Below are 11,527 nucleotides of genomic sequence, written 5' to 3' on the forward strand. Positions count from 1 at the left end.
TGCGACTAAATCTCAGCAACAAAAATCTTAGAAAGACAAGACCTTAGATGGAGTTTATGAAAATCTCAATGCTTAAGGTCCAGTCTATGTGAACTCTTTAATGAAAGAATTCAAAGCTTGAATCGAGCTAATTAACCATCATTATTATTTTAAAATATCTACACACTCATCAAACTTAGAATTACCAAAATTAACAACTGCAATATCCGAATTGGATATATTATAATTATAAGCTTCATTAACTAACATTTTCAGTGTAGATTTACCCTCTTGATTTCCTTCAATGTTATCTACCATATTAATCATCTCAGACTTATCCATACCATTTATACGGTACTTTATTACCATCTCTGCAAATGTTCTAACTGTTCTATTACACCACTCTTCTTTTGTTAAAGTTTTTGAATATGTATTAGTTGACGTTAACATTATAATTAAAGTTAGTATTGCTTTGAGTTTATTCATGATTTACACTCATTATTTAATCTTAGTTTTGCAATTTTAAACTTTTCATTTGAATAGTATTCTGCATATCTAGCTTCTGGTGATTCTGAGTCAAGCGCTAGCCCGAGGCCTAACACCAAGGCACCTTGAATTGTAGGTATTATTACTCCATTGTAAGCACCTAATAAATATGCAAGTAACACAACGAGTATCATCTTAAAATTTAACTTTTTCACATCCATATACCTCTTACAGAGAATATAATCACCCTAACATTATCGAAGTGTACAATATGATATATGAATAATATTCTAGTCAAGATGAGATCACGAACGTTATTCAAACAAAATCATGTGCATTATAGGAACAAGTATTTGTGGCATGAATGCCACTTTGAATCCGTCAAAGATGATTTCACCTCATCTTTCGGAGATTATGCACATGATTGTTTAATAAGTGTTCAGCCTAGGTTTCTAGATCAACTATGATAATATTTGATGATCTCATATCAAACACTTAAAATCAAAAAATTAGATTCCACTCTACTAAATAACCTGATATGTATTTATTAATCAATGTCTAGCTAGATAATTCCTAATTCTAATCCATGTTCGTATTTTGGTATAAAAAATGCATAACATAGATTTATTTGATGTTTATTGAAATTATAACTAGATTTTAATAAACTCAATAATTTATTGTTGTAGTTTTTTCTACAATCAATTAGGTGGATAACTTACTCATCAAATTAAGGGTTCTTTCCATTCAATAAGTATTATATCAAAAGGTACATCATGAAATTATTTGTTACGCTATTGTTGTGTTTTTCTGCTTTTAACGTTAATGCCGCTCAAAAAGCAGTAACAGAAGAAGGTGATATTGTTCTCCTAAATGGTGATGGGACTTGGCTTTATGAAGATAATAATGCCTATGGTGAGATCGAAATAAAGACTAACCCTACTATTTTCAAAAAGCCAATTAGCTCAAACTTTATATTGAAAAGTAAAACGAATAACTCCGCTTTTGCAATTGATACTAAAGAGTGGGCGTTTGTTAGAAGTAAAAGTGATGACACATCTATCGAATACAGTTTTAATCTTAAAGCTGGAGACTTATATGGAATGGCAATAACAGAACGTATTGAAATTGATTCTGAAAAATTGGCTGAAATTGCTTTCGAAAATGCTAAAGAAGCAGCCCCTGATGCTAAGGTGGTTAAAAAAGAATATAGAATTGTAAATGGCAAAAAACTAATATACATGGAAATGACCGGCACCATGAAAGGCATAAAATTTAAATATATGGGTTACTATTTTTCTGATGTTTCTGGTTCTACTCAGTTTGTAGTGTACACCGGTGCAAGTTTAGTAAGTAAATATAACACGGAAATTGATAATATCTTGAATGGTTTCACTGTTCAATAAACCCTTGCATAACAAACGACTATGGCGTTAATAACATTTTGTGTCCTTGTTTTCATCACACATAGAATGATCTTTCAGCATAGAATTTAAGATCACCACTAGCTTTGTGACGCGCGCAATGATTCCAATTTTTTAGGCTTACCTATGTCTATACCAAATTAACTTGAAGATGCAGGTTTAAGAACTTGATGAGCATGAGAATAGGTTTTCTCAGTTAAATGCTCGATAAGTTACTTCGTCTGGGTAGTAGAGTAGAAAGTTTGCTTTGGCTGCCCCCATTTTCAGGCTTCAGCTTTTCTGAAAGCACATAGTCGCTGAGATGGCGTGCTACAGTGGACTCATGGATACGAAGAGCTTGAGAAATCAAAGTCTGACTCCAACCTTCAGAAGCAAGTAATACCGCTTTTATACAGTCTTGTACTCGACCATCACGATTAGAGTCGTGCATCTGTTCGGGTTGCAGCCTCTGTTTAGGAGTCAATGTGATTTTCATAATGTGTAGCATGATCTTGATTTTGCTAAAAATCAAGTATCTTCAATGATCACGAGTATATAACCGAGATTCCGCAGCCAATTTATGGATAAACCGCTTCATATAGCCTGCCAAGGAGCTTGAGTAGCCGACTTTGATGCTATTGAATGCTTGTGATGAAACTCTGACCACCACATTCGAGAGTGTCTATACCTTCAAATTTTAGAAATACCCAACGTGCCGTCGGCTTGGATGTCGTCTTGTTTGTGACCATACTCGGGAAAAACTCTTCAGTTTGTGAGAGTTGCTCTATGATTTTATGCTCTAAACTTGCGTAAATGAGAAGACTCAGAGTCATCACCATAAGTAATGCTTCTATTCGTTGAGGCTTCTTCAAGAAAATCGATGACGTTAGGAACTCTGGGCTTTTCAAGAAGCGAAAACCACGCTCTACTTTTTGTTGTTATTTGTAATGCTCAAGTGGCAAATCGCTCTTCATTATTTGAAGAGTGTATTTTTGTACAGATCCAATTAAATGAATGTTCATACAAGTGTCTAAACGATAGAGTAGCAGATGATCGAGTTATGTTGAGAACTTAAGTAGCCCAGAAACAAAAACGCCAAGCAAAATGCTTGGCGTTTTTATAAATTTGGTGGGTCCGGGCGAATTCGAATCGCCGACCCCCGCCATGTCAAGGCGATACTCTAACCAACTGAGCTACGGACCCAAATTTTTGTTCGCTCTACTTAATTTTGAGAGGTTACTTCAAATAAGTAGAAGAGGATGGTGGGTCCGGGCGAATTCGAATCGCCGACCCCTACCATGTCAAGGTAGTACTCTAACCAACTGAGCTACGGACCCATCTTCTTGAACGAGACTGATGTTATCGATAAGCGGGCTAGGGTTCAAGTATAAATCTTCCCTTTGTGAACTGTTTGCCGTTTTTGTAATCGAGATGGGTGTTTTTTGATTGTTTTGACATCGATTTATGGGGTCGGCATCAATGTTATCTGTAAATTGGCATTAAAAAAATAGGCATATTTGGCATAGTGATAAAGTGGTGCAGTTAAAATTTAAACGTTGTGCATCACAAGATTACTAGCAGGGTACATGAATGAGTTGAATTGTGTCCTTAATTTGCCATTGTATGCTTAGGACGAGAGGTTATTGATAGGGAGGGAGTCCTTTGACGATGCAGTCTATCAATTTGGTGAAAGTTGATGATGTGAGGTTTTTTGTTGATTTGTTGATGCAAATTGATGAAGACGCTTACGCAATTTTACGACAGGCGACCATACCTAATGATATTCATGGTGCTGATAGTTATGAATATCTTCCGGAAAGCGCTTTAAAAAATGCACTTGAGGTGCTTGCCGAGCATTATTCTAAACAACAGTTAGCGCTGATTTTTTGGCAGAGTATTCGTGAGCGTTATATGCCGGCTTTTATTAAGGAGCTAGCTGAATCGGATACGGTGTTGGATGCTAGCCATGAATTAACTAAACTGATGGCGTTGGCATCACCTGGGGCGAATGTCTATCCGTCCTTTATTGCCGGTTGTTGGTGGTTAGTGCGGGAGAAGCAAGGCCAGCATGAGCTTTGGTATGAATATGGCGAAATGTTCTCGGTGTTGTTTTTAATTGAGTTTATTCGTTCTATTACCCAGCTGACTTGGAAGCCTGAGCAAATTGCGCTGGTGAGCAGTAGTAGTGATGCTTACAAGGCGTTACCGACAATGGACAATATCATGTTCATCCACCAGCGAGCGGTGACGGGAGTTAAAATCTCTGATGAGGTGATGCAGCAAGCTATTACGGTCAATAGCAGAGGTAAGTCGTCGTTCGGGCTATCAAATAGCTTGCTTGCAAAGAACTCGCTTTATCTAGAACCCTCCTTTCTATCCACTTTTAAAATGGCCATCTCTCCTTATCTGTCTATGGGCAAGCTTCCTATCACGCTGGCGGCGGAGATCCTGCGCATGAATGTGCGCACTCTGCAACGGCGTCTAGCCGATCATAAATTGATCTATAAAGAGCTAATTGAAGAGATGACATTTGAATTGATTTTAGCTGCGCTCAAGGATGATGCTATTTCAATTACCACCATCGCCACACGCTTTGGCTATTCCGATGGGGCTCATTTTACTCGGGCGTTTAAGCGCCGCATGGGTATGACACCGCGTCAATATCGAATGAAATAATTATATTAGTGTTAGTTTCTTTATCAGTGTCACCAAATGGCAATTAGTTTTGTGGAATTTCTTTAATATCACTCCTAAGTTATTGAATGTGAACTCCTAAAGGAAACTAAGATGAAAAAAACTCTAACCCTATCGACCATCGCAATTTCTTGCTCACTCGCTTTCGCAGCTCAAGCTGAGACCACCCTTTTTAAGAATGTTGATGTGTTCAACGGAACAGAAGATAAGTTGTATGAAGATCATCATGTTTTAGTCGTTGATAATAAAATCGCGCAAATTTCATCAACTGAAATTACGGCAACGGATGTCACGGTTATTGATGGGCAAGGTAAAACACTGATGCCGGGTTTAATCGATGGTCATGCGCATATCATGATCAATTACAACTTTAGTGATATTGAGACAAATAAAGATCTTACTGATATTTCGATTCACTCGGTGCAAGTGGTTGAACGTTATCTTAACGATGGCTTTACAACAGTCCGTGATATGGGTGGGCCTGCATTTGGTCTTACTCGTGAAATTGAAGCGGGTAATGTTGAAGGTCCTCGAATCTATCCATCGGGGGCGTTTATTTCACAAACTTCGGGTCATGGTGATTTTCGTGATCGCAATGATGCTGGCTTTTCCCCTAAAACAGCGGGCGATCTTTCAAACTTTGAGCGTATGGGAATTGGCGCGGTTGCCGATGGCGTACCTGAGGTGATGACCGCAACTCGCGTCAATCTGCGTAATGGGGCAACTCAAATTAAAATAATGGCCGGTGGCGGCGGTTCATCACGTTTTGACCCAATTGATACGGTTCAGTATTCAGTCGAGGAAACGTGCGCCATTGTGGAGGCTGCAAAAGATTGGAACACCTACGTTGCCGCTCACACGTTTAACGATCGCTCGGTTAACCGTTTATTAGATTGTGGTGTGAAAACGTTTGAACATGGCTTCTTTATTAACGATGACACAATGAAACGCATCGCAAAAGAAGGGGGCTACGTGGTACCGCAGATGTGGGGGCTGTCTCCAGATCTGGCGAAAAATCCATTAATGCCAGCGGCTAAACTGCCAATGGTGGCCAAGCTGCAAGAAGAGTACGGCGATTATGGTCAGCGTCTAATTAAAAATAACGTTAAGGTGGTCTTTGCTTCAGATTACGTGGGTGCAGATGCCGATGCAGAGCGTGCAAGACGTTATGAGATTTATTGGCGTACCCAAGCTTTTGGGAGCAACTTTGAAGTATTAAAACAAATGACGTCAATCGCGGGTGAAATGTTGGCAATGTCAGGCCCTCGTGGCACCACACAAGGCAAGCTTGGCGTGATTGAAAAAGGCGCAGTGGCAGATGTCATTTTGGTAGAAGGCAACCCTTTAGAAGATATGTCAGTTATTGGTGCAACCGAAAAATGGTTTGATGCTGATCCTGAATATAAAGAGATTGAAACGATTAAATTGGTCATGAAAGACGGAAAGATTTACCGCAACAAATTGTAGTCTTTATTGGTCAGTTGAAGTGATTGTTGAAGTAATTAAGGTAGGCAGGGGAAGTCTCTTGCCTCTTCTTTTTAAAGAGGGTTGTAAATGAAGGTTTTGAAACGAATTCTGCTTGGATGCACATTATTGCTATCGGTTAATGTTAGCGCCGAAGATCGCAAGCCAACGTATTGGCAAGATCTTGTTCCTCAGCTAGAAACGGTTCAAGACCCATTTGCGCACCTAGATAACAATCAGCTTTATGATTTGGCGACCATTGCTCGTTTTCGTGATGCACAAAAAATTAAGGGCTTTAAAGCTTCTGCGGAATCATTGGCGGAAATGAAAAGTATAGAAGCGAGTTTGGTGGATGCTGGCATTGATGTTCAGGATCTCTTTTTGCAGCGTGATTTGATTACCGAGCAGCGCCGAAAATTGGCTACTTTGCCTAATCAAAAAATACTGAATAAAGCTCACCGCATCCCAGGTTTCATTACTCCTATTGAGATGGATGGGAATAAAGTGACGAAGTTCTTCTTAGTACCGACGGCTGGGGCATGTATTCATACGCCGCCACCGCCACCAAACCAGATTGTATTAGTGGATTATCCCGATGGTATTGAGCTAGTGAGTTTACAAACGCCGGTATGGGTTGAGGGTGACTTGTTTAATCAAAAGGTGTCGGCAGATGTAAATTACAGCGATGGCGCGAGCAATGTGGAAGCGGTATATCAAATGTCGGCCGGCAATGTAGAGCAGTACCAGCCAAATTAATGGGTATAAATGATGACAAACGACAGATTAACAGACCATTGTGGTGATTTATGACTCCAATTTCTCGTTTATGCAAAACGAATGCATTCGTTGCTGCCGCATTAATGTCAGCCAACAGTTACGCAAACGGTGTGAGCTTTGAAGGCCCAGATTCGGTAGAAAACACTATCGCCACCCAGAAACAAAACCAAAAACATTGGCGCGAGGATCTTGCTGACAACGGATTTACTTTTGGCGCAGACTATTTCTCCCTTGGTCTATACAGCGGTGATGCCACAGACGGTGGTGACGCTGCATCGGCATCTGGCGTTGCACGCGTCTATGGTCAATGGAACTTAGTGGGTAAAAATAGTGCCAATACTGGTAGCTTGGTTTGGAAGTTCGAGCATCGGCATGCTTACAGTGACACCTCACCAAAAGATTTCTCAGGTACAACTTTTAATCCCAACGCCGATAATATTGGTTATTTGGGCATGATTGCCCCTGCATTTAGCGATCAGGGCTTTCGCGTCACCGACCTTAACTGGAAACAGAAGTTAAATGATGGCAGAAGTACCATTGTTATTGGTTGGCAAGATGTGACCAATTACGTTGATACTTATGCGTTAGCCAGCCCTTGGACGGGTTTTACCAACCTTGCGTTTAGCACTGGCGCAGGTGCTATGGGTTTACCTGATGATGGCATATTGGCGTTATCTGCAGGGCATATGATCACCGATAATTATTATGTCGTGGCAGGCGTTGCGGATGCAAAAGGGCAGTCAGACGATATTTTTAATGGCTTTGATACATTATTTAATGACCACAGCTTGTTTACCACCCTAGAGCTTGGCTGGACGGCGTCCCAAAGTGATATTTATACCGAGAACTTCCACGTTACGTTTTGGCATATGGACCAAGGCTCTCGACACAGTTTATCGTCCACTGTGTTAGATGATGGCACAGTGATTGGGGGAGAATCGGGGCGCGGAGTTAACTTTTCCTACAGTACATTTGTGACACCGCAACTTATGCCTTTTGTTCGCGGCGGTTTTTCGCAAGGGGATGTGGCGCTTTATGATAAATCCATCTCTGCAGGCTTTGGTTACTTTGGACTGGGTTCGGCTAAAAACAATCTCGGTTTTGCTGTGAACTGGTCTGAAACCAACGACATCTTTGGCAATGAAGACCAATTTAGCGCAGAGCTTTATTACAATATGCAGTTAGGCGATCACATTCAAATAACGCCAGATGTGCAGTTTATCAATAATCCTGCGTTGTCAACGCAAGATACGGCATTAGTGTTTGGTGTGCGGGGCAGAGTGTTCTTCTAACCTGAGTTTTTAAGCTAATTGTATTAGTTATTCACACTGGTTTGGCTTGCTTTTGTGATGCAATTCACTATTTATTGTGTTGACTAGCAAAATTTTACGCCATTTTTGCAAACTCATTTAATGAGAATGACTATTGATAGCAAGAGCGTTTGGATATTATATAGGGGCATATTAGATCAGGTATTGGTAAGAGGAGTTGCAAAGACTTATATCGCGCAAATCAATTGGCATAGCACTCACACATGATGCGTATCGACACCTTTAACTTTGCCAATCATTAGACTTAGGTCAAATGTTGCTCAATATCATTCTTTGTCATCTGTTTTCCTCACTATCGAGCTTCAAGCCATCACGCTCAATGATGATATTGAACGTATTAAAGCAAGGCTTTCCTTACCTCTGAGTCTAATAATCCTATTCAAACATTGTATAAATTTATAAGGGATCGAAATGATAAATATTGCCTTTTTTAGCACTAAGTCATATGACCAACAAGCCTTCGAACAAGGTAAGTCAGACCATGATGTGCAGTATCAGTTCTATGATTTCTTACTTACCGAAAAGACCGCAAAAATGGCTAAAGGCTGTGAAGTGGTTTGTGCCTTTGTCAATGATGACTTATCTAAGCCTGTACTTGAGCAATTAGCGGCTCGCGGCGTAAAAATGATTGCTATGCGTTGTGCTGGCTTTAACAACGTTGATGTTGATGCGGCGAAAGAGCTCGGCATTCAAGTTGCTCGCGTACCAGGTTATTCTCCAGAAGCGATTGCAGAACATGCTGTTGGTCTGATGATGACATTAAACCGTCGTTTCCATAAAGCATACCAACGTACTCGTGATGCTAACTTTTCTCTTGAAGGTCTGGTTGGTTTTAACTTCTTTGGTCGTACTGCCGGCATTATTGGTACAGGTAAAATTGGTCTAGCGACTATCCGAATCCTTAAAGGACTTGGCATGAATGTGCTTTGTTATGACCCGTACCCAAACCCAGCTGTTGAAGAGCTAGGTGCGTCATATTGCGATTTAGATACGCTGATTAAGCAAGCTGATGTGATCTCTTTACATTGCCCAATGACTCCAGAAAACTATCATTTATTAGATGCGCAAGCATTTGCTAAAATGAAAGATGGCGTAATGATCATCAACACCAGTCGTGGTGAGTTAGTTGATTCTCTTGCTGCCATTGAAGCTCTGAAAATGGGCCGTATTGGCGCACTTGGCTTAGATGTTTATGAAAGTGAAAAAGAGCTCTTTTTCCATGATAAATCTAACGACGTTATTGTTGATGATGTATTCCGTCGTTTATCTTCTTGCCACAATGTATTGTTCACTGGTCACCAAGCATTCCTGACTCGTGACGCTTTAAGAAGTATTGCTGCAACGACTTTGTTGAATGTAAATAACTTCCAAGCAAATAACATTGATGGAAACTTTTTATAAAATTAGCGGTATGAGCAGCAGTTAATAGTGACGCTGTCACTTGATGTTGCACTGTAATTTATAAATGAATACTTAAAGGCTTTAACATTTGTTAAAGCCTTTTTTATTGCGCGCTATTTCTTAAGTTTACTAGATAAAACAATGCGTTAATCTCAATTTAGGTAAGCGCGAGTCATCTATTCTTGCAGTAAGATACTTTCAATTATCGGTACAGTGACTTCCTCAAGGGAGCTGAATGCTTTATCTGCGATAGACCACTGTGGAAGTTCAATCAGTCCTTTCTCTGGTACCACAATCGTCTTCATTCTGGCCGCTTTAGCCGCCAGCAATCCGGTTAATGAATCTTCAAATGCTAAACATTCTGTTGGGCAGACGCCTAATGCGTTAGCGGTGTTGAGATACACTTCAGGGTGAGGCTTACCATAAGCAAGATCTTGCGCTGACAACACTTCATCGAAAGTCTGTTCAAGTTCAAGTGCTTGTATGGTTGCGACAATCAAATTCATTGGCGATGAAGAAGCAACCGCCAGTTTCACATTCCGTGTTTTAAGCTGTTTGAGCAATGACTTTAGGCCGGGCATTTCAGGCTTATGTTGCTTAATTAATGCAATGACACGGTTGCAAATCTCAAGACAAACTTCATCTTGAGTTGGTCCTTGCCAAGGGAACTTTTTATAATAAATCTCAACAATATTGTCGATTCTTACGCCTGTGGTGGCAATGCAATCTTCAAGAGTAATGGTTACGCCGTATTTAGGCAGCACATCGAGCTGAGCTTGGCGCCAGTAAGGCTCTGAATTGACCATCAGGCCATCCATGTCAAAAATTATCGCTTTCAATGTCAGTATTCTCTTTTGGTTATCTCTATTGGTTATCGATCAAAGCCGTATGCACGAAGCAATATCATAACCCTTAATTGTGGATAGCAATAGGTTAAGGCAGATAGGGGGAAATTAAAGGCGTTTTGCACTCAAACTCACAAAAACCATGAAGATTCTAATCAATATCATGACTGCCGATTTCAGATAATAACTGCGAGGTGCATCTAAAACTTGCTGACTTCTAATCTCATATTGTTTCTGCCTGCTCATAATGTGAGAGATAAGGAAACACTAGAAGGGGGCAACATGTCAAAGAGACATTCTCTATCGTTAACGGTGATGACAGCGCTATTCATGCCTTATGATTCGCTGCACGCTCAAGAGGTCATGTTGGCGAAGACCTATCAAGGGCAACCATTAACCGCCACTTATTGGGTGAGTGAAAAACTTGATGGTATTCGAGCTATTTGGGATGGCAAAGCGCTTAAAACTCGAAATGGTTCAGTCATTCATGCGCCACAATCATTTATTGATCAGCTTCCGTCATTTTCAGTTGAGGGCGAGTTATGGGCTGGACGAGGGCAATTTGGCTATGTTCAGCAAACGGTGTTAGACGCTAAAGCTAATCAAGAGGCTTGGTCTAAGGTTGCTTTTATTATGTTTGATCGCATTGATCTCTTGTCGCCATATCACATGCGTCATGACGATCTACAACAATGGAAGCTAAATCAGGGAAGTGCTTTTAAGCAAGTTAGCGTGATACAACAAACTCCGTTTGCTTCTTATGTAAAATTAAACAGGCAACTGCATAAGGTGGTGAAGCTAGGAGGTGAGGGTTTAATGGTGCGAAATGCCAGCGCGGTTTATATTGCAGGACGTAGTGACTCTTTGTATAAGATCAAAACTCACCAAGATGCAGAAGCACGAGTTATTGGTTATACACAAGGCAAAGGTAAGTATCAGGCATTGGTAGGGGCTTTGTTAGTGGAATCTGCCAATGGTTTTCGTTTTTCCATCGGCAGCGGATTAAGTGATGAGCTCAGGAGAAACCCACCTAAAATAGGCACTAATATCACTTATCGCTATAACGATACAACCGACAACGGAATTCCAAAATTTGCCCGCTTTGTTAGAGTGCGGGCAGATTTTTGATGTCTATTTTTGAACGCTATAC

10 protein-coding genes, 2 tRNA genes and 3 pseudogenes are annotated in these 11,527 nt (G+C 40.4%); 7 read left to right on the forward strand and 8 right to left on the reverse strand.

The features are described from left to right. Positions 1-144 precede the first annotated feature (144 nt). Both A9260_RS10920 and A9260_RS10925 read right to left on the reverse strand, forming a co-directional pair. Positions 145-465, reverse strand: coding sequence for a hypothetical protein (locus tag A9260_RS10920; protein WP_068698907.1), 321 nt, complete (start codon positions 463-465; stop codon positions 145-147). Then, positions 462-680, reverse strand: a complete 219-nt coding sequence (locus A9260_RS10925; protein ID WP_156684041.1) for a hypothetical protein — start codon at positions 678-680, stop codon at positions 462-464. The genes A9260_RS10920 and A9260_RS10925 overlap by 4 nt, the downstream gene beginning before the upstream one ends. A gap of 558 nt (positions 681-1,238) precedes the next feature. Here A9260_RS10925 and A9260_RS10930 point away from each other — a divergent pair. Beyond that, complete coding sequence (locus A9260_RS10930) at positions 1,239-1,868, forward strand: hypothetical protein (protein ID WP_068698911.1); 630 nt, start codon at positions 1,239-1,241, stop codon at positions 1,866-1,868. Between the two features lie 19 nt (positions 1,869-1,887). Here the strand turns inward: A9260_RS10930 and A9260_RS17270 are convergent. From A9260_RS17270 to A9260_RS10955, 5 genes and pseudogenes are all read right to left on the reverse strand, one after another. After that, a pseudogene (locus A9260_RS17270) lies at positions 1,888-2,020 on the reverse strand (IS110 family transposase); the annotation flags it as partial. A gap of 27 nt (positions 2,021-2,047) precedes the next feature. After that, positions 2,048-2,361 (reverse strand): annotated as a pseudogene (locus A9260_RS10935) (helix-turn-helix domain-containing protein); the annotation flags it as partial. Between the two features lie 139 nt (positions 2,362-2,500). Continuing rightward, positions 2,501-2,803 (reverse strand): annotated as a pseudogene (locus A9260_RS16725) (IS1634 family transposase); the annotation flags it as partial. A gap of 188 nt (positions 2,804-2,991) precedes the next feature. Continuing rightward, positions 2,992-3,068: transfer RNA gene (locus A9260_RS10950), tRNA-Val, on the reverse strand. A gap of 57 nt (positions 3,069-3,125) precedes the next feature. Further along, positions 3,126-3,202 (reverse strand) — tRNA-Val (locus tag A9260_RS10955). Positions 3,203-3,533: 331 nt separating this feature from the next. Here A9260_RS10955 and A9260_RS10960 point away from each other — a divergent pair. From A9260_RS10960 to A9260_RS10980, 5 genes are all read left to right on the forward strand, one after another. Further along, positions 3,534-4,541, forward strand: a complete 1,008-nt coding sequence (locus tag A9260_RS10960) for a helix-turn-helix transcriptional regulator (protein WP_156684042.1) — start codon at positions 3,534-3,536, stop codon at positions 4,539-4,541. Between the two features lie 111 nt (positions 4,542-4,652). Continuing rightward, a complete protein-coding gene (locus A9260_RS10965; protein WP_068698919.1) occupies positions 4,653-6,026 on the forward strand; it encodes a metal-dependent hydrolase family protein in 1,374 nt (457 codons plus the stop codon). 87 nt (positions 6,027-6,113) lie between these two features. Next, on the forward strand, positions 6,114-6,779 hold the full coding sequence (locus A9260_RS10970) for a DUF3299 domain-containing protein (RefSeq protein ID WP_068698920.1): 666 nt from the start codon (positions 6,114-6,116) through the stop codon (positions 6,777-6,779). A gap of 50 nt (positions 6,780-6,829) precedes the next feature. Continuing rightward, a complete protein-coding gene (locus A9260_RS10975) occupies positions 6,830-8,092 on the forward strand; it encodes a carbohydrate porin (RefSeq protein ID WP_068698921.1) in 1,263 nt (420 codons plus the stop codon). A 450-nt stretch (positions 8,093-8,542) separates the two neighbouring features. After that, positions 8,543-9,532 carry a 2-hydroxyacid dehydrogenase gene (locus tag A9260_RS10980; RefSeq protein ID WP_068698923.1) on the forward strand — a complete coding sequence of 330 codons (990 nt, stop codon included), beginning with the start codon at positions 8,543-8,545 and terminating at the stop codon, positions 9,530-9,532. 176 nt (positions 9,533-9,708) lie between these two features. Here the strand turns inward: A9260_RS10980 and hxpB are convergent, their stop codons facing one another. Next, complete coding sequence (gene hxpB, locus A9260_RS10985) at positions 9,709-10,371, reverse strand: hexitol phosphatase HxpB (RefSeq protein WP_269451477.1); 663 nt, start codon at positions 10,369-10,371, stop codon at positions 9,709-9,711. Between the two features lie 288 nt (positions 10,372-10,659). Between hxpB and A9260_RS10990 the strand changes: the two genes are divergently transcribed. Next, on the forward strand, positions 10,660-11,505 hold the full coding sequence (locus A9260_RS10990) for a DNA ligase (protein ID WP_068698927.1): 846 nt from the start codon (positions 10,660-10,662) through the stop codon (positions 11,503-11,505). Positions 11,506-11,527 lie beyond the last annotated feature (22 nt).

It is taken from the genome of Vibrio sp. UCD-FRSSP16_30 (assembly GCF_001676025.1).
GTDB lineage: Bacteria > Pseudomonadota > Gammaproteobacteria > Enterobacterales > Vibrionaceae > Vibrio.

What these genes read in the sequence shown, in the direction of transcription:
- A9260_RS10920 (WP_068698907.1), bottom strand. Translation starts at nt 465, where the DNA reads ATGAATAAACTCAAAGCAATACTAACTTTAATTATAATGTTAACGTCA.
- A9260_RS10930 (WP_068698911.1), top strand. Translation starts at nt 1,239, where the DNA reads ATGAAATTATTTGTTACGCTATTGTTGTGTTTTTCTGCTTTTAACGTT.
- A9260_RS10960 (WP_156684042.1), top strand. Translation starts at nt 3,534, where the DNA reads ATGCAGTCTATCAATTTGGTGAAAGTTGATGATGTGAGGTTTTTTGTT.
- A9260_RS10965 (WP_068698919.1), top strand. Translation starts at nt 4,653, where the DNA reads ATGAAAAAAACTCTAACCCTATCGACCATCGCAATTTCTTGCTCACTC.
- A9260_RS10970 (WP_068698920.1), top strand. Translation starts at nt 6,114, where the DNA reads ATGAAGGTTTTGAAACGAATTCTGCTTGGATGCACATTATTGCTATCG.
- A9260_RS10975 (WP_068698921.1), top strand. Translation starts at nt 6,830, where the DNA reads ATGACTCCAATTTCTCGTTTATGCAAAACGAATGCATTCGTTGCTGCC.
- A9260_RS10980 (WP_068698923.1), top strand. Translation starts at nt 8,543, where the DNA reads ATGATAAATATTGCCTTTTTTAGCACTAAGTCATATGACCAACAAGCC.
- A9260_RS10990 (WP_068698927.1), top strand. Translation starts at nt 10,660, where the DNA reads ATGTCAAAGAGACATTCTCTATCGTTAACGGTGATGACAGCGCTATTC.